Raw genomic sequence first — 14958 nt, 5'->3', positions numbered from 1 at the left:
TTTAATACTTAATCAAAAAGGCGACACATCCTTAGAGCCTCTTGCATCCGCTTTCCATTCGCCATCTTGTTTGACCAGCTTGAAGAGCCCGGGAGTTTTATCGTAATCTGTGGTATATTTTACCCACGCCACTTCACCCATAATGGTATCTCGTAGCACCTTGAAGTTGGAGTTATCCTTTTTGGCAACATTGAACATATTTATGGTGTTCATGTAATTGGAGTAGGCCTGTGGGGTCGAGTTGGCCTTCAAAGCTGCTTCATCCTTACCGTAAAAACTCTCGATAACGATTTTAGAAGTGGCACTCGGGCCTGACATTTTGCTTTCCGAGCATGAGAGGAACAGTACTATGAGTAAACAAGGGGCGATTTTTTTCATGATTTTTCAATTAGGATTATTTATAAATCTATGTGATAGCTTCAAAGCTATATTTCGTTCGCCGTTTTTTTCATTGAGCTCCAAAAGCACTCTTCTCTCCTTCGAAATCGAAAATTTCGGTACTACGTAAACCATTTTGATATGCTGGCCCGCCGCTACTTTCGTCGGGAGGTTATGGACATATACTGGCTTTTCCCACAAGGTCTGCAACGACTTTCGTTTTCCCTTGCTTCTGGTCTGAACGGACAGGTTCAGAAAGTTCAGATCATAGTCCAAGCTTGATCTGTTCTCAATTTCAATTACGAAGTAGAGTTCTTCCTTGTCGAATACAAGATTCTCTACGTGAAGAAGAATACCTTGGTTCCCTTTCCTAGCCCTACTTATCCTTCGCTTGCGGTCTAGCAGGTAGGAACAGAATTTAGCGTAATGGTAAACGTTGTTACCGATTTTGGGCGCATTATCGACAACCTTGGAAACCTTTTCGACCAAAGGTTTTTCATTGCCTATACTTTTGGAGATAGGCACAAAATAATTCAGCCTGTCCAAAACTGCCCTATATCTTATAAGGTACGAAAAAATTGAGCCATCTCGGTTGATTACGAGAAGATTACTTTCCTTTCCTGGTTTAGCCTGTAAAAGACCGAAATATTGTTCCTTATCACGGTTATAAGTGAAAACGAAATTATCCGCACCGGTTATGCCTTGCCTTATCGGTTCCGGAAAGAATAAGGCAACATTCTTGTACTCATTGGCGTAGATGGTATCTAGTACCATCGGTTGTTGCGCGGTCGTCTGTGCCGTGCATAGTCGAGGTGCACAAACAGAAATAAGTAGGGTGGCTATGATAATATCGATTTTCATAAGTTCGGTTTTAAAATGAGTTTGTAGTTATTAAGGACGGTCACTTTTACGTTTCGATTGTTCCGCTTAAGCACTTTGGTGATTCCCCCTACTTGCGGAACACTAGGAATATTGATGTCGCTGATGATATCATCCAACACCTCATTGGTCGCCTCTGCCCGAAAACTATTCTCCACATAGATACCCTCGCTACCGTCCTGGAGGTCAAAAGCCCGAAGGTTCGTAGGATGGTGTTGGATGTTTTCGATCTCTATAAGTGCACGATTGGGCTGAAAGGTTATAAAGCCAAAGACCAATGTGTTTTTGGGCATTAGTTTACTATTGATAATGGCCGCTTTTGTAAGGCGCATCCTTAAACGGGTGTTCACTTTGACCACTTGATTGCCATCTACAACCACGTGGATGGTAGCATCGGTATTGCCATAAACGAGTTTATGATTAGGCCTAGATGCCGCCGCAAAGAAAAGTTGATGCTCAAGACCCAATTCCTTGGCATGGATTTGCTGCTTCCTTTTTAGATCGGCAGAATCAATTTCCACTGCTTTCGGGAGACTATCTTTTTTGGCCCCGAGGTTCTTATAGTTCTTTTCGGAATACTTTATGCGACCAGAGGCATAGATGCTATCCACGATCCGCCTTTTTTCTTTCTCCGGAAGGTCTGGGTCGTATCGGCCCAGTGAATCGATAAGTTTTTCATCATAAATGCTCGGTGCATTGGTCTCACGCACTTCCTTCAGATCGTTGATGGCATCCAGTTTTGAATCGTATTCCTTTTGGTTTTCATCAAGATCGGGAACCAGCGTTTGTTGAATGTTATCGTTCTTGCCATCATCGTCATCCATCACCATCAAGGAATAGGACACTAGAAAAATCAGGATGACGGCCAAAACCGCTGTAAATACTATTTTGTTCTTCTCAATTTTCATCGTTCATTATTTTTAAGGTGTTTTCGAAGAAATCGGTAATCAATAGCCCATGGGGATTATTAGGGAAATTTCTATCCACCACAATTAAATTGCCAGTGGAGACCAGTTCATAAGTGTCCACGATGGTGCCTCGATTGATTTCAAAAACGAGGGTCGTGGTAAAACTGTAGTTTCCGCCATCATCTCTTACCGAAGAATCGATGTTCAATACTTTTTGTACCAAAGAGTACTGCAGGAGGCGATTGTATACCCCATCCGCCTTTTTTTGACGGTAGAGGTTGTCCACCGAGCTATTGGCAAGCCAAAGCGCCTTTTCTAGGTTTTGTTCGTAATTGCTCGCATCGATATTGTAGAAATACGTGTGGAACAATTGAAGATGAGCCAAGGCCTCGACCGTAAAATTTTCTTTTTGGGTTACCAATTTTAAGGGGATGATACTACCATCGGTATTTATTGCAAATGCGCTGTTTAGCGCTTTTTTATTGGTCGAGAAGGCCATCCACAGGGAAAAAGCAGAGGAGAACAAGGAGCAGCCAATGACGGCCAACACAATAAACCTGTTTAGTTTCAGCACGGCATAAATACTCTTGTATGGTGTTTTCATTGCTTTGATATTAGTTGGTGAACAATCTCAGGGTAAAGGAGGTAGCACGTTTGTACAGCTTAAATTTCAGAAACACGATAAAGCCTACGGACCCAAGCTGAACCACTGGGGCAAAAAAGCCTTGTCCTATATCGGTACCAAAGAGATTGGTCCAGAAATTTGTGTTGATTTCCGTATAGAGCGCGTTGACGAAAACATTGACCAAAAAGAACGCCGGTACGAGCATATAGACGGCCGCATACAGTTTGAAAAACGTATAGGCCAAGGATCGGAATTTCTCAAAAACCGCCAGACTGATCACCAATGGAAAGAATGCCTGCATAATTCCCAACAGGAAAAAGCGTTCGGCTAGGAACAACGGATAGATAAAGAGGTCTAGAATCCATAGAAATACGCTGATGATAAAGGCGAAAATCTTAAAGCCGTACAGTGGCGTGACCAAGGCCTCGTAGAGCAGTGTCATTGCGGCACTGGCGGCATCCAACAGGCCAACTTCTTCTTCAAGCGGCAAATCCTGCATCTGTAATGGCAATAGTGCAGGGGCGGTGCCACGATAGGAGGCCTCAATGGACACTAATATACCATCGAAAAAACCCAATACCTGAGTTGAAAAGATCACCAACAGTACGACCGCAAAATTCTTCGCTAGTTCTCCCGGGCTCAAACCCCAGGTGTATCCGTACCTATCGGCAACCCCCTCATTGTATTTCTTAAGAATGTTGATCAGAAAAAACAAGACGGCCAGCGTTTTCACCCCGGCCAAGGTGTACTGGGAGAAACTACTGTTCTGAATGGTCTGGAAAATGGCATCAACGTATTCCAGACCGATTCCTAAAAAGATGGTAGCAGTCATTTTTAGTAATTTGTTTCTCGGTTGTTGACCTTATCCTGCATTTTTCTGAAAGAAATGATATCCCGATAGCGTTTGGTCTTGATGGTGACGTTAGAAACCATTTCTTTGGATTCGATTTCCTTTTGCTTTAGGATTTCCGCACGGTCCGCATCCGTCATTTTGAGAAAATCACTTGATAGTACTTGGTCGATAAAATCCAAGGTTTCCAAGGAGTTTTCCACGACGGCACTAAATGATTCGGACACTCTCGAAACTTCGTCAGGTTTGATATAGGGCGAATTCAATATGTCTTGCAAATCGTTTTGCATCACATTGACCAGACGTTCATTGTTACGGCCGATTTCCTGTACCGCCTTTAACTGTTTGACCACATTGTTCACCTTTTCCAGATTCTCCTTTTGTGTCTTTAAGAACTTGACGGTTTTGATAATGTTCGAAGTCTGCTTACCGGATTCTACCAACTGCTTTATCAAGCTGATAAAATTGACATTGTCGTAGGTGGGCATTCCTTGTGCTGTGGCTCGTGTAGCATGTAAAGTGACGATTAGCGTTAGCGTAATTAAGATTCTCGTTTTCATGGTATTACGTTTTTAGTGTGAATTCAGTAATTGCTTTTTCCATATCCTGATGCTCATCATAGAGTTTCATGATGGCCTCGTTCTCGGTTCCATCCGTCAGGTAAGCGGCGTACACCTTTTTCGGGACTTCGAGCCGGAAGATGTTGCTTTCCTTTCCTATTTTGATGAACATCTCGGTGTACTTGCGTGGCCCGGAAAGGTTGTTCTTGATGGACTTTAATTGGTTCAGGTCGTGGCTGGATAGATTAAGGCGTTTGACCAGTTCGGCATATCCCTTTTCATTGTTCAGGCTGTAAATCACCTGTGTATTTTCGAGGATGCTTGCGGAGGTAGAATTATCCGGTAGCTGATTGATGGACTGAAGTATAATCCCAATCGCACCATTCTGTTTCCGGATGGCCTGATAGTAGAATTCGACACTTTCCAGTACGTTTTCGAATTTCAGTTGCTTGGCGAACTCATCGAACAGGATGATACCTTTTTCCGCTCGGTTCTTCCAAATCGTTCTTTGGATGGCCGATTTGATGAGCTTGAGCATTACCGAAAGGATTTCCTTATTGTCCTTAACTTCGTCCAGTTCAAAAACGATGAGGCGCTTATCCTCGATTTTATAGGTCTGATCTTCGCTCACTTCAAATAGAAAGCTGTATAGACCATCGCCAACATACTCCGACATCACGTGCAAAAAGCCCGTAACATTGAAGTAGTCAGGATGGATTTTAAGTTTTGATAAAAGGTCTTGCTGATTTGTTTCGATGAATTGATAAAAGCCGTCTAAAGAGTGCTTTCCCGAAGTATTGGTATAGTAATGCCGGAGAATCTTTTTTACCGATACGGACTGTGCCTTTGTTACTTTAAGGTCGGAGGCGATCAGTTCAAAAAGGAACACTGACAGGTCTTCCAAGCGTTCCGGTGTCAGGTCGTTTTGATTGCTGATATAAAAGGGATTGATTCCAAGGTTCTTTCCACTTTCGTATCTGAGTACGGTGTACTTTTCAGGATAAAGCTTGGCAAACTTGGTATAGGATCCACCAAGGTCGATGATGACCAGACGTACGCCGCTTTCAAAGTATTGCCGTAGAATATTATTGGCCAAAAAGGATTTCCCTTCTCCCGTTGGTGCAAAGATGGCAAAGTTTCGGGCCTTGATACGTTTCTTGCCTTCGTCCCAGACATCCTTTAGAACGGGAACGTTATGCTCCCGGTCGTTGAAGATGATACCGGTATCGTCCGATTTATAGTTCGTATTATTTATAAGAAGGCAAAGTGCATGCTTGAGGTCGGTAACGTATAAATCGTTGTTAGAGAAATTGGAGGAAAAGCAGCAGTAGCTGTTGAGCAAATAATTTTTTCGTTCCTCGCCTCTAGGGTAATAAGGGATAATGTCAAGCTCCTTGAACTCGGTCTTGATTTTGGAGCCGATCCGACTCAGGTTTTCTTGGTTTTTATCCCAATAAATAATGTTGAGATGACCACGGATGATTCGGGCATTGTCATCTGCATTGATTTGGTCAAGGATGTGCTGGATTTTACCCAAGACCACCTTGTTCTGCGAACCGAAGTTGGAACTTTTGTTAAGCTCCTCAACTTTCTTATCCAATAGCTTGCGCCACTTTTGTTTATCGTCTAGATACAGAATCTGGTTGACGATATGATTTTCATTAAGCGTAAGCCCTAAACCATCAATAAACCCTTGATGAAATACGAAATCGTCAGAAGTGAATTTCTCATTGGTCTTGCTACTCTGTACACTTTCGCCAAAGCACAGTTCGCTATTGATGGCCAGGGCATCAAAATAGTTCTCGCCTATATTGACGCTTTTCTTTTCCAGTAAAATATCGGTATCGAAACCCTCGTTGAATCCGTTAAAGAAATTATCGGTAAGCTGTTCTATTCCTTTCCCTTCAAGCGGAAGAAACTCCATCTTTCGGCTATTGTTGATGAAGGAGACCGAGTCGCTAACTGCCCCTACAAAGCTTTTCACGTTGTCATCAAGCTCACTTACGATATCCTTTGCAATTTTGCGGAACGGATTGACGTATTTGGGATTGTTGAGTGCCTTGTTTTTGGTTAGGATAAAAAAGAGGTAGCATTGGTGCTCCATAAACTCACGCCCTTTGAAATGCTCGTGCGTCGCCTTTTCTAAAAAGGTCTCGTTGGGAAGAATATCAGAGGTAAAGGATTTTTTTAGATAGATATCCTGCTTATGGACTACGGTGCCTGTCGGCAACGATTTTAAAGCCTGAAACCAAGCCCCGTGCACATCCTCAAAGTCCTTCTGCGACAAAGAGTATATTTCCGGTAAGATTCCTTTATAGCACATTACGACATTGCCGTTGTTGGCAAAGATGATATTGTCTTGAATATCGGTAATAGGGCGATATGCGGAAAGGTTCATCTTATTCATATTGAAGGCCGGAGTTTCTTTTGTTGCTGATAATCTTAGGAAATACATTTCTTACCTGTAACAGCTGCGGACTATTGGTAAGCCGTGTCAATACCACATATAATGTGGCATTGAAAATCAGTATGCCAATGATCAACACAAAGCTGAACGAGAAGATGATGACAAGGAGAGAGGCAATCACCGAACTCATCATTAACGCGAACAGTGAAATAGGCAGCCCGAAGATGACTGCCCGTTTTCTGATGTTTTTATAGACCTCGAACCGTTTCATTTATACTACGATTCCGATTAGATAAGTAAAGATCCCTACGACCGCACCGGCGATCAAAACAAAGACAAGAACTCGGGTAATCCCTTTTTTGAGGTCGGCATTTTCCCCGAAGAAATGCCCGGCATTGAACAGAAAACCTACTAGGAAAATTACTCCGAGAATTATGGGGAAGATGGTTCTAATAGTATCGGAAACATCGCCAACGGAATCTTCGATGCCACCGATTTGAGCAAATAACGAAGTAGATAACAGCGAGAGCAAGGATGCCAAATAGTGTGATTTTTTCATAATGGAACGGATTAGATTATTGGTTCATTTTCGTTATGGAAAAAGTACGTAGATTTGTATTTAAATAATTGATTTTCAATTATTTGTGAATAAAATATTATTTGATTCCTTTTGGATTTCGATGGTGGTATTTGGCATCTAATTTTATGGAAATCCGCTGTTGGTCTGTTGATAACTCAAAAACCTAGAATGAAAAACCTGCTCAAAAACGTCAGTTTGGTGATTTTGCTTTTGAAAATGTGTTACGTTTTCGGTCAGGAAGTCGACTTCAAAAAGATAATCGTCATCGATCCCGGACATGGAGGAAAAGATTCCGGTGCCATCGGGATAAAAGGTATTCGGGAAAAAGACGTGGTATTGCAAGTCGCTCGGGAGATTTTAAAGCTAAATGAGGAGTTGGAAAATCCCCATGCTATCTATCTGACCAGATACAACGATACGCTCATATCGCTATCGGATAGAACCCAATTGGTCAAGGCACTAAAAGTAGATTTGTTTATCTCCTTGCATTGTAACCATTCCGATAATCCCAATGCCCGAGGCGTTGAAGTTTTTGTGACCAATCAGCAATCTGATTACGCTGAGGATTTGGTATGGCTTGCCTACAAATTACAGGCCGCGCTAAACAAGCAGTTGGGTTTTGAGAGTAGGGGCGTGAAGTTTGCCAATTTTCATATGCTGCGAGAAACGGCGGGTTTCGTTCCGGGGATGCTTTTGGAGTTAGGGTTTTTGAGCAATGGGGATGAGAATGAATACTTACTAAAGCATAAAAGTATGGAGGCTTTAGCATTGGTTATATGGGATAGTTTAATTGAAAATTTAGGAAGTTATGAGAGAGTTGGGGATTAAGATAATCAAATGTGTGAAAAAGGTTGCAGTCACTGTTATTGAAATACTTTCGTCTACAGTGATGCTCTTATGAGGCTTCGTTTGGAGAGATGTTTTAAATATCTGTATAAAATACCCAATGATTAAAATAATCGATTTACTAGTTCGGTCAGCTTCTCGTAATTCAAGCCTAATAGAATGACTATGAAAAGGAAAGAAAATTTTAGTTTTCTTTTGCGATTACGTTGACGCTTAATCCTAACAAGGGCGTTACGTTCTGTTTCCAAATTTTCCTTACGTTCAACGTAATTATGCTCATGTTTGCTTAATTTCCCCCTTTTATCTAAAAACTTTAAAGCGGCAAGACGTCCGTTCTCAACCAAAAATTCTTTCTCCCTATCGCTAAGTTTAAATCTATAGGTCGAGATTGGTCGGGGATCAATTATTACAACTTTGTCCTTGTGCCTCTCAATAGTATCAGTATCATATGCTTCGGTCCATATAGATTCGAAGTCACTCCAAATAGAACTTTTTTTGTATTCAAATATTTCAGGTCCTAGATACAGAGCTAAGAAATCAGTTTCAGGGCTATCGTTCAACATAGCTTGAACTGGAAAATTGTTCTGAAGACCTCCGTCAAAAACATTCAATCCTTCGCTCTTTTGTGGAGTAAATAGAAATGGAATAGACATACTGCATCTTGCGGCAAATGCGGCTTGCATGGAAGCATATTCAGGATTCGAAGAATCAAAAATTAGCGCTGGCTTTTCCCTCCTACTCGCATAGACTGTAACACGGGATTTAAGATTTTTCAGTTTAATCGCTGTCGGACTATCAAGTTTAACGGCTAACAGGTGATTTAGCCAAATAACAAATGTATTGGCTTCGTAACAGCCTTTTTTCGAGAAAAGGTTATAGCAGGCCTTTATAAAATTCGCATCTTTGAAGTCACTGAAGTCCTTATTGCGCATTACTTCATTTAACTCATCTAAATTATACCCCGCGGCTAAGAGGATAGCCGAAATGGCACCAGCGGATGTTCCCGCATACCAATTGAATTTATAAAATCTGAATAGTTCTTCCAAAGCCCCGATATAAGCTAATCCCTTTATGCCACCTCCTTTCATAATTAGGGCAAATGGCGGGTCATTGGATACCGACTTCTTGGCTAAAGGTGTTGTTTCTAAATTATTATGAAAGTAGAATATTTCTGAAAACACTACCTCTTGGGCACTGCTGTAAAGTTCAATATCCTGATATCTTTCCTTTATATTCTCGAGCCACAATTGACCTCCTTTCCTTACATCGTCCATCGTGGTCCAAGCAATCTTCACTCTATGATGAAATTCACTGACAATTTCCTTGAAAATTTTAAAACGTTCCGTATCGTCCAAGGGGTGTTAATGAAGAAGTGAATAGAATGGAACAACAAAAACGTCTTTAGTTTCTTTTTTGACTCCCCAGATAGTAGATACTTCATCAGGAATTTCAGAATAGTTTTCAAAGTCCTTACCAATTTTAGACCCATCATCGTCCAGGACACGATATATAGTCTTAAGCATGGACTGTTGCCGCATCAACATGAATGCCGCATTTACGTCCTCAATGGAAAAACCAAACTGGTTGGAATAAAATTCGTCCATACGAATTGCCCTTTGGTCAGCGTGTTCTCTAAACCAATCGCTAATCGCTTTGATAACCTCCGAATATTCGGGGTAATCATTAACCAAGAGATTTAATTTTTCGTCTGACATAGTTATATTCCTGTGGTGTTACATTCGCAGAAATTATTATTTGGTTAATATCATCTTTTCCCAAAGTCACAATAATATCTTTACTTAAAACTCCTTCTGAACCGCTTTCTAAAAAGGATATACTGACACCAGTTGCTTTACCCTTTTTCGATACATAGGCGTCAACTGCAGCCTTCCGAGAATCATCCTCTAGTAAATCAGTGGAATCCTCGCCGTAGGTTCTAATCTGAGCAGTGCCTCCCTGAGAATCCTGTAAATTAGTTGCTAGTAAGTTATAAATTTTTTTATTATCCTCAGATTTATCAATAATGTTGGCAATAGTTTGAGATAAATCATACTTTTTGAAGTCTTTTTGAACATTAATTCCCTTCCCCACCAGAGTGCGTAATTTTTTAAGTGAATCCGAGAGGCTCCTGTTTGAATCGAAGGTAGTTCTACCTATCTTGAATTCTAATAGATTTTTACCCGTCCACTCTACTATATAAATTAGTCTGAACTCTTTGGTTTTGTAGGTGACAATCCGAAGCCCCTCGGAGTATTTTACATCCTCGTCCTGTTTGACTTCACGGGTCTTCCTGTCATATAATTTCATCATCCATGAATCTTTCAGTCCTCTATTGGGACTTCTGAAATCAACCCATTCAACTGAAGATGGAATCATCATTAGTTTGGGAAACTTTGACATTTCACCATTAGGAATCACCTTTTTTGCTATTGCCGTTCCGTTCGAATAATCCGTATTTGTCGTCTTTGGAAGTGTTTCGTACAAAAATATATATTGGTCACCGTATTCCTCCGCATCTCTGATAATTTCGTGAACCTTTTCCAATGGAACTATTTTTAGCTCCACAGCGTCTACTAAATTCTCTATGATATCGGATTTATTACCGCTAAGTTTAATTTTATCTTTATTGTCATCCTTATAGCCTTTTAATAGGCCATGGATTTCTTCCGAGAGTACCCTGGCATGAAGAATCTCCTTTAAAACAAGTTTTTGGTTTGATTGCATTCTAATTAGTTAAGTTGACCGATAAAAAATCTGTAAAATACGAAAATAAAAATGTTTTTTACTTTCCATCTAATCTCATTTTTTAAGAGATTCGTTTTTTAAATTAAAATTTTTTCCCGACGGGCCAATCAATAGTTAAGCTTTAAAACCAGAAAAGATGTGATGACATAGTGGTATGAGTCGAATCACTTCCTCTTATCCCCAGCCCCTTTATCAAAAGCAATCAAATTAAAAAGTTCACGCATCCGACTGCGGACACGGTTGCCGTAGCGTTCTTCTAGTTCCTCGGCGTTTAAGTTGGTCGTGGCGTGCGTCTTTACTTTTTTCTTGGTTTCAAGGTATAGTTCATATCGCGACAAAAGCACTTCGCCCATTACGTTTAGGTCTTTGCCATAGAATCTTCCTGCGGGTTCAACGCCTAAATCGTCAAAACAAAAGAATTTAGTACTGCCGTATTCTTCGATGGTCTTGAAACCAAGGTGGTTAAAACTGAATGCTACGTTGCGACAGGGAATCATATCGTACGGGCGTTGCATTGGTACGATATGTCGAAGTAACCTCATTAGACTTGTCTTACCGCAACCGACAGGGCCGGAAAGCAGTATTCCTTTTTCTATATCGATACCGTTTTTTTCGCAGTTTTCTTCGTCACGTACGAAGTAATTGCAGAGCTTAAGCAGAATTTCTTTGTCCTCATCGTGAATCTGGAACTGTTTACCAAAAAGCATCTTCCCTTTCGCATTCAAATAAATCTGGATTTCCGGAAAGTCGTACAGTACACTTTTACCATCAAATTTTCCGAGCGAAAATTCCACGCCGCCTTCGATAATTTTAGAGGGGTTGCCCATAATCCTTGTTTTTAGTGGTTCGCAAGTTGTCCTTGATTTGGGACGCTTGTTTTTTGTTTGGCCCATTTTCTTCCTTAAATAATTGGGTCCTGTCCATCCAGTTTTTAGCCAAGGCGCGCCAATCTCGAATTTCTTTTCCGTCACTGGTTTGCCAACTTCGAGCTTGGTAATGATCGAAGAATTTTTTTGCTTCATCGGCATCGAAACCACCTTCTTCAAAAAATAAAAAAACGGCCTGCCAGTCCTTTGGTTGTTTTATAGTATTTACCTGTTTGGTATTGTTTGTAGTAGATACCAATGCTTGTCCACTGGTGGGACGGTGCGGGTCTAGAGCTTGTCCGTTTATGGGACGGTGGTGTCCCGTTACTGGTTCACGTATGGGATGGTACCGTTCCGCAAGATGTTCCAACGTGGGACTGTACCGTCCCGGAACAGATTCATCACTAGTTTCAATAATGGCCATCTTGATTTTGCTGCCTTTATAAGGGTTGTTCGAGGGGAAGTAGAAGAGATAATGCCAAGAATCAAGGTCGGTCACGCAACGATGATAGGTAGATTTGGAACCTATTTTCGCCACCCGCATCAGGTCACGGCGGTTAACGTAGAACTCATCCGCAAAGCGGCTACTGTTCCATTCGTGGAACAGGGCCATATATAAACTAATATGAGTTGGATTTAGGCGATCGTCAAAATAGAACTTTTCAAAAGCCGCGTTGAGGAGCTTTATGTAGTTCATCGTCTAAGGATTTAGACCATTCTGGACACGGTTTGCCGTTAATACGTTTTGGATTTCTTCGGTGTCGTAGTAAATGATACCGCCTACTTTGGTATAGGGTAAGGTGCCGTTGATACGAAGATTTTGTAGGGTTCCGGGACTGACTTGTAAAAGTTCCATCACTTCCGATGATCTCAAATACTTCTTGAGAACGCCTTTGGTCTGTTTAGAAAGAAGGTTTTTGATGTCATCCAGTAGTTCCAATTTGAACTCCCGAAGATCATCCGTAGTAATAATACTTGTCGGCATAGTAGAACGGGTTTAAAAGAAAAGGGCTATCGTGTTATTCTAGCTTTATTTGATAGCCCCTAACTTGATTTGACTTTCGTTCCGCTAATTTGCGTAGTATTATTCTTATTTATTCACAAGTCGCACCCAAGTTGGTCGATTTAATTATCTCATTCCAATTGATTGAAAATGATTTACCTAACGCCTATTAAAGATTTTTACGAAACCAATTGGCATTAAGCAAAATTAGTTTTGGCACTTCCCAAGTTGTACCCAAGTTGGGTAAAAAAATACTTGACCTAACCATCTATATCTTTCATACGTTTTAGAAGATTGTCCTTTAACCGATCCAAAAACTTGGTCTGATCGATTTTCCGTTCCCGAATTTCAAGGAAAGTGCGATAATAATTGCCCAGATCGATATCGAATACCAGTTCACAGGCACTGGCCATTTCCTTGATTCCGGCAGTCCCACTTTTGATTGCACCACAGGTCTGCAAGGCATAGATTAATTCTATCAAGTCCGTTTTTGATGCCGTCCATCCCAAACGCTCCCCGTTCACTAGAAAATCGAATGTAGGAACATCCACTTTGGTTTCGTTCAATTGTTGTAACTCTCGATTGAAGAAATGTATCATTAGATCATAAGCCAGTATATCGGCCACGACCACATCATATCCTGTGGTGAACTCTGAATCGGCAAAGAAGTGGCAGTTGTTCGACAACAGAGGTGTGTTATGCTTACCTCTTGTGAAATAGTGTTCATCCAAAAGGGTCGCACCTTCCCTGTAATATTGAATGAAATCAAAATAGGAACCTTGGCTGTTTTGCAACTTCTCAATTTCAACGTCAATGTGTTTTCTCTGTTTCGCCTTCGAACCTTGTGGTTTCTCCAAAAAGTATGAATATACCCGGGTATAAAATTTTAACCGACCGAAAACCATAGGTTTCTGGTTTTTGAAGAAATTGATTTCCTGTAATGGTGTTTTAAAGGTTGCCTTCCGCAGCCTTATCCGAAGTTTCTGTAAGTATTCCCTAGTGGATTTTATCGCAACTTCTAGCAGTTTGAAATCATTGTCAAAATCGAATTCGACTTTCGCCACATTTTGATTGTAAGCGGTTACGATTTTTGTTAGCTCTTCTGCCATTTTCCAATCATATTAAGAGATTAATACAAGTAGATTTAGTTTTCGAGCAAGGATAAGGCTGCCATAAATCTAGATAATGCTATCGTTTGATAACGTTCAAACAACGTATCCCGATAGGGAAGTTACGAATACTAATATTTCCTAATGGTCTGAAATTCAATTTTTAATGACACTTATTCGGCTTTTTAAGGCTTGCTTTATAACAAAGAATTGTAAAGTATGACTTCCCCGAAGATATTTGGAAAAGTACGGGTCGGGAATCTTGCAGTTCGCTGAATCTAAATCTTAAATCGCAATCCTGTTCTAAAATAGGTTCCTCGGGTATTATCCAATAACAAAATATTTTCTTTTTCGGAATCCCTTAATTGAACGCGTTTATCCAGAATGTAAGAGGCCCGACAGAAAAATTCGAAATGGTCTAAAAAATGGAACTCATACTGAAGACTCATGAGAATCAGCGACATGTTTATACTTTCAGCGCTATCGCCGTTCAGTAAAGGAATTCCGTTTTGAATATTGGAGGTAAAACCGTCTAGCTCCGCATACAACTTTAACCGATGTTTCTCCGAAATATGGTACTGTAAATTGGTTTTGGGCACTCCTAGGTTGTAGGACCATTTTGGATGGAATTTTCTATAATAGCTCAAAAAAGGCAATGGATAGGGAAAGCCGCGATTTCCGGAATAGGATATGCCAAAGATGAGCCTTGAAGGTTTACTGGCATCCTCTGATTTGGTTCTATCCCGTATAAAAACCAACTCGCCGGAAAGCACCAGGTCATCTGCCTTAAGCTTATCTGCCGAAAGGTTGGAGCTCATGCCTGGAGCAAATCTGGCCGCAAACCGCCAATCTTTTTTCAAAGGGAACGTATATCCGATATTCAATTCAAATACCTGTAGACCGTCAATGGCATTGGTGTTGAAGGGCTGTGGCTCTTTTCCAAAGTTAAGGTCGATATTGGCATACCCCGCACCCACGAACAGATAGGTGCCACTTTTGATTTTTACGGGATAGTTCAGCGAAACTCTGGCTGCCTCATATTCGAAACCGTCATCGGTTGCTGGAAGAAGCGTGTAGTCGACACGGGCCAGGTCTGACAGTTGGGAATAGGATGCTGATGTATGAAAAATGAGAATACCGACAATAAGCGCAAAAAATATATTATCAAATTTGTTTTTTGGCATCAGCGGGTATACTATGTA

The 14958-nt window shown here is 40.9% G+C and carries 18 protein-coding genes; 1 reads left to right on the top strand and 17 read right to left on the bottom strand.

The genetic code is table 11. The features are described from left to right. Window positions 1-12 precede the first annotated feature (12 nt). From ACRD7P_RS00930 to ACRD7P_RS00890, 9 genes are read right to left on the bottom strand one after another with little or no spacing between them, the layout of a single operon-like run. Complete coding sequence (locus tag ACRD7P_RS00930; RefSeq protein ID WP_430905586.1) at window positions 13-378, bottom strand: hypothetical protein; 366 nt, start codon at window positions 376-378, stop codon at window positions 13-15. A gap of 6 nt (window positions 379-384) precedes the next feature. Then, window positions 385-1239, bottom strand: a complete 855-nt coding sequence (locus ACRD7P_RS00925) for a DUF4138 domain-containing protein (RefSeq protein ID WP_430905585.1) — start codon at window positions 1237-1239, stop codon at window positions 385-387. Next, window positions 1236-2165, bottom strand: a complete 930-nt coding sequence (gene traM, locus ACRD7P_RS00920) for a conjugative transposon protein TraM (RefSeq protein WP_430905584.1) — start codon at window positions 2163-2165, stop codon at window positions 1236-1238. The genes ACRD7P_RS00925 and traM overlap by 4 nt, the downstream gene beginning before the upstream one ends. Continuing rightward, window positions 2155-2769: a conjugal transfer protein TraK gene (locus tag ACRD7P_RS00915; RefSeq protein ID WP_430905583.1), complete on the bottom strand. Its 615-nt coding sequence runs from the start codon at window positions 2767-2769 to the stop codon at window positions 2155-2157. The genes traM and ACRD7P_RS00915 overlap by 11 nt, the downstream gene beginning before the upstream one ends. Window positions 2770-2779: 10 nt before the next feature. Then, window positions 2780-3622: a hypothetical protein gene (locus ACRD7P_RS00910; protein ID WP_430905582.1), complete on the bottom strand. Its 843-nt coding sequence runs from the start codon at window positions 3620-3622 to the stop codon at window positions 2780-2782. 2 nt (window positions 3623-3624) lie between these two features. After that, window positions 3625-4200 carry a conjugal transfer protein gene (locus ACRD7P_RS00905; protein ID WP_430905581.1) on the bottom strand — a complete coding sequence of 192 codons (576 nt, stop codon included), beginning with the start codon at window positions 4198-4200 and terminating at the stop codon, window positions 3625-3627. 4 nt (window positions 4201-4204) lie between these two features. Further along, complete coding sequence (locus ACRD7P_RS00900; RefSeq protein WP_430905580.1) at window positions 4205-6607, bottom strand: TraG family conjugative transposon ATPase; 2403 nt, start codon at window positions 6605-6607, stop codon at window positions 4205-4207. Then, a complete protein-coding gene (locus ACRD7P_RS00895) occupies window positions 6600-6878 on the bottom strand; it encodes a hypothetical protein (protein ID WP_430905579.1) in 279 nt (92 codons plus the stop codon). Before ACRD7P_RS00895 ends, ACRD7P_RS00900 begins: the two co-directional genes overlap by 8 nt. After that, window positions 6879-7166, bottom strand: coding sequence for a hypothetical protein (locus ACRD7P_RS00890; RefSeq protein ID WP_430905578.1), 288 nt, complete (start codon window positions 7164-7166; stop codon window positions 6879-6881). It abuts the gene before it with no gap. 189 nt (window positions 7167-7355) lie between these two features. Between ACRD7P_RS00890 and ACRD7P_RS00885 the strand changes: the two genes are divergently transcribed. Continuing rightward, entirely contained in the window at window positions 7356-8015 is a 660-nt protein-coding gene (locus ACRD7P_RS00885; protein ID WP_430905577.1) for an N-acetylmuramoyl-L-alanine amidase family protein, read from the top strand. A 122-nt stretch (window positions 8016-8137) separates the two neighbouring features. Here the strand turns inward: ACRD7P_RS00885 and ACRD7P_RS00880 are convergent, their stop codons facing one another. The 8 genes from ACRD7P_RS00880 to ACRD7P_RS00845 form a co-directional block, all read right to left on the bottom strand. Continuing rightward, window positions 8138-9388, bottom strand: coding sequence for a patatin-like phospholipase family protein (locus tag ACRD7P_RS00880; protein ID WP_430905576.1), 1251 nt, complete (start codon window positions 9386-9388; stop codon window positions 8138-8140). Between the two features lie 6 nt (window positions 9389-9394). Then, window positions 9395-9748 carry a hypothetical protein gene (locus ACRD7P_RS00875; RefSeq protein ID WP_430905575.1) on the bottom strand — a complete coding sequence of 118 codons (354 nt, stop codon included), beginning with the start codon at window positions 9746-9748 and terminating at the stop codon, window positions 9395-9397. Beyond that, on the bottom strand, window positions 9717-10757 hold the full coding sequence (locus ACRD7P_RS00870; protein ID WP_430905574.1) for a hypothetical protein: 1041 nt from the start codon (window positions 10755-10757) through the stop codon (window positions 9717-9719). Before ACRD7P_RS00870 ends, ACRD7P_RS00875 begins: the two co-directional genes overlap by 32 nt. Before the next feature lie 185 nt (window positions 10758-10942). Next, window positions 10943-11605 (bottom strand): ATPase, encoded by a 663-nt coding sequence (locus ACRD7P_RS00865; RefSeq protein ID WP_430905573.1) that lies wholly within the window; start codon window positions 11603-11605, stop codon window positions 10943-10945. Continuing rightward, window positions 11589-12341 (bottom strand): hypothetical protein, encoded by a 753-nt coding sequence (locus ACRD7P_RS00860; protein ID WP_430905572.1) that lies wholly within the window; start codon window positions 12339-12341, stop codon window positions 11589-11591. The genes ACRD7P_RS00865 and ACRD7P_RS00860 overlap by 17 nt, the downstream gene beginning before the upstream one ends. Before the next feature lie 3 nt (window positions 12342-12344). Further along, window positions 12345-12629, bottom strand: a complete 285-nt coding sequence (locus tag ACRD7P_RS00855; protein ID WP_430905571.1) for a helix-turn-helix domain-containing protein — start codon at window positions 12627-12629, stop codon at window positions 12345-12347. Window positions 12630-12907: 278 nt separating this feature from the next. Further along, the gene (locus ACRD7P_RS00850) at window positions 12908-13756 is read right to left on the bottom strand and encodes an RteC domain-containing protein (RefSeq protein WP_430905570.1); all 849 of its coding nucleotides are present in this window, start codon (window positions 13754-13756) and stop codon (window positions 12908-12910) included. 278 nt (window positions 13757-14034) lie between these two features. Next, complete coding sequence (locus tag ACRD7P_RS00845) at window positions 14035-14940, bottom strand: DUF6268 family outer membrane beta-barrel protein (protein WP_430905569.1); 906 nt, start codon at window positions 14938-14940, stop codon at window positions 14035-14037. Between the last annotated feature and the right edge of the window lie 18 nt (window positions 14941-14958).

The sequence above is a fragment of the Maribacter sp. 2-571 genome (genome assembly GCF_050589625.1).
Taxonomy (GTDB): Bacteria; Bacteroidota; Bacteroidia; order Flavobacteriales; family Flavobacteriaceae; genus Pelagihabitans.
The sequence above is the reverse complement of the archived record's forward strand: the minus strand, read 5'-3'. Positions and strand labels throughout refer to the sequence as shown.

Coding starts and splice junctions, on each gene's coding strand:
- ACRD7P_RS00930 (WP_430905586.1), bottom strand. CDS start 378: ATGAAAAAAATCGCCCCTTGTTTACTCATAGTACTGTTCCTCTCATGC.
- ACRD7P_RS00925 (WP_430905585.1), bottom strand. CDS start 1,239: ATGAAAATCGATATTATCATAGCCACCCTACTTATTTCTGTTTGTGCA.
- traM (WP_430905584.1), bottom strand. CDS start 2,165: ATGAAAATTGAGAAGAACAAAATAGTATTTACAGCGGTTTTGGCCGTC.
- ACRD7P_RS00915 (WP_430905583.1), bottom strand. CDS start 2,769: ATGAAAACACCATACAAGAGTATTTATGCCGTGCTGAAACTAAACAGG.
- ACRD7P_RS00910 (WP_430905582.1), bottom strand. CDS start 3,622: ATGACTGCTACCATCTTTTTAGGAATCGGTCTGGAATACGTTGATGCC.
- ACRD7P_RS00905 (WP_430905581.1), bottom strand. CDS start 4,200: ATGAAAACGAGAATCTTAATTACGCTAACGCTAATCGTCACTTTACAT.
- ACRD7P_RS00900 (WP_430905580.1), bottom strand. CDS start 6,607: ATGAATAAGATGAACCTTTCCGCATATCGCCCTATTACCGATATTCAA.
- ACRD7P_RS00895 (WP_430905579.1), bottom strand. CDS start 6,878: ATGAAACGGTTCGAGGTCTATAAAAACATCAGAAAACGGGCAGTCATC.
- ACRD7P_RS00890 (WP_430905578.1), bottom strand. CDS start 7,166: ATGAAAAAATCACACTATTTGGCATCCTTGCTCTCGCTGTTATCTACT.
- ACRD7P_RS00885 (WP_430905577.1), top strand. CDS start 7,356: ATGAAAAACCTGCTCAAAAACGTCAGTTTGGTGATTTTGCTTTTGAAA.
- ACRD7P_RS00875 (WP_430905575.1), bottom strand. CDS start 9,748: ATGTCAGACGAAAAATTAAATCTCTTGGTTAATGATTACCCCGAATAT.
- ACRD7P_RS00870 (WP_430905574.1), bottom strand. CDS start 10,757: ATGCAATCAAACCAAAAACTTGTTTTAAAGGAGATTCTTCATGCCAGG.
- ACRD7P_RS00865 (WP_430905573.1), bottom strand. CDS start 11,605: ATGGGCAACCCCTCTAAAATTATCGAAGGCGGCGTGGAATTTTCGCTC.
- ACRD7P_RS00860 (WP_430905572.1), bottom strand. CDS start 12,341: ATGAACTACATAAAGCTCCTCAACGCGGCTTTTGAAAAGTTCTATTTT.
- ACRD7P_RS00855 (WP_430905571.1), bottom strand. CDS start 12,629: ATGCCGACAAGTATTATTACTACGGATGATCTTCGGGAGTTCAAATTG.
- ACRD7P_RS00850 (WP_430905570.1), bottom strand. CDS start 13,756: ATGGCAGAAGAGCTAACAAAAATCGTAACCGCTTACAATCAAAATGTG.
- ACRD7P_RS00845 (WP_430905569.1), bottom strand. CDS start 14,940: ATGCCAAAAAACAAATTTGATAATATATTTTTTGCGCTTATTGTCGGT.